3 protein-coding genes and 1 pseudogene are annotated in these 1,046 nt (G+C 71.6%); all 4 read right to left on the reverse strand.

Annotated features, from left to right (window positions below; all coding sequences use genetic code 11):
* Positions 1–330: DUF6441 family protein (locus CTA01S_RS16195; RefSeq protein ID WP_232301116.1), on the reverse strand; the 330-nt coding region annotated here is incomplete at its 3' end.
* The gene (locus CTA01S_RS16805; RefSeq protein ID WP_198150913.1) at positions 327–491 is read right to left on the reverse strand and encodes a hypothetical protein; all 165 of its coding nucleotides are present in this window, start codon (positions 489–491) and stop codon (positions 327–329) included. The genes CTA01S_RS16195 and CTA01S_RS16805, both read right to left, overlap by 4 nt.
* Positions 491–919 carry a DUF6631 family protein gene (locus tag CTA01S_RS16200; RefSeq protein ID WP_062196860.1) on the reverse strand — a complete coding sequence of 143 codons (429 nt, stop codon included), beginning with the start codon at positions 917–919 and terminating at the stop codon, positions 491–493. Before CTA01S_RS16200 ends, CTA01S_RS16805 begins: the two co-directional genes overlap by 1 nt.
* Positions 920–929: 10 nt before the next feature.
* Positions 930–1,046, reverse strand: a pseudogene (locus tag CTA01S_RS17100) (phage tail tube protein); the annotation flags it as partial.

Genomic DNA, 1,046 nt, shown 5'->3' on the forward strand with positions numbered 1-1,046 from the left:
GCGGGTGGGCAGCAGCGGGATCAGCATCCGGCCCGCGACCGTGCCACCCTGGGTGTGGATGCCCAGCCAGGGGATGCGGCTGCCCACCCACAGCGCGGGCAGGCGATCGGGCTTGCGGTCGAACACCTTGGCCTGCAGCGAGGCGACGAAGTTCGCACGCCGGACCTGGAAGGCGCTGCGCATCTGGGCGCGGGCGGCCTCGCGCACCTCGCGGCCGCCTGCGGCCATCCCTTTGGCCACCGCCGCGTGGATCGCCCGCCGGCGTTCGGCGCTCCAGGCCGAGAGCCGCCTCGGATCGAGCAGTCCGGAGGTGGTGAGAGTCAGTTTCATGGCCTCACGTCCTCCCACAACTCGCGCTGCAGCCGCTCGATGGCCGAGCGGTCGCCCTGGGCCGCCACCGCGTGCAAGGCCAGCCGCAAGGCGTTCTGCCTACGTTCCAGCCGGCCGTGGGCGGCCAGCAAGCCGCGCACTTGCGCGAGCGTGTAGCCCATCACCTCGGTGTGGCGGTGGCCGCAGGCGACGAGCCGGGCGACGGCATCGTCCCAGCCGAGAGGATCGGCGCCAGCCGCTCGCCCGAGCGCGCGATGCTCGGCGCCACCCGCCGCACGAAAAAATCCGCGTTCACCTCGAACACGGCGGCGGCCAAGGTGACGGCCTCGTCGAGCGCCAGCCCCTCGATCCAGGCGCGCTCGCGCCGGGTGGCGAGCGCGAGCAGTTCCAGCACCGCCTCGCCGTGTCGGGCGAGCAGCGCGAGCCAATCCGGCTCGGTCGAGAGGTCGGCGGCGATGGGCCGCACCGCGGCGAGGATCCGGGGCAACTCGCCCAGCCGGATCGGCGTGAGTTCCAGCGCGGTGCCCGCCACCGTGACCACCTGGGGCACGGGCGGGAAGGTCTGGAAGTCGGTATTGCTATCGGTCATCGCCATCCCCTTACAAGAGCACCAGGCGGCCGAACTGGCCCAGTTCGCCGTCGGTGGGTTTGGAGAGATCCGCCAGCACCTGGCCGGAGAGTTCGAACTTCAGCAGTTCGTCGGTGATGATCGACAA

The sequence above is a fragment of the Caldimonas taiwanensis NBRC 104434 genome, from assembly GCF_001592165.1.
GTDB classification, from domain to species: domain Bacteria; phylum Pseudomonadota; class Gammaproteobacteria; order Burkholderiales; family Burkholderiaceae_C; genus Caldimonas; species Caldimonas manganoxidans.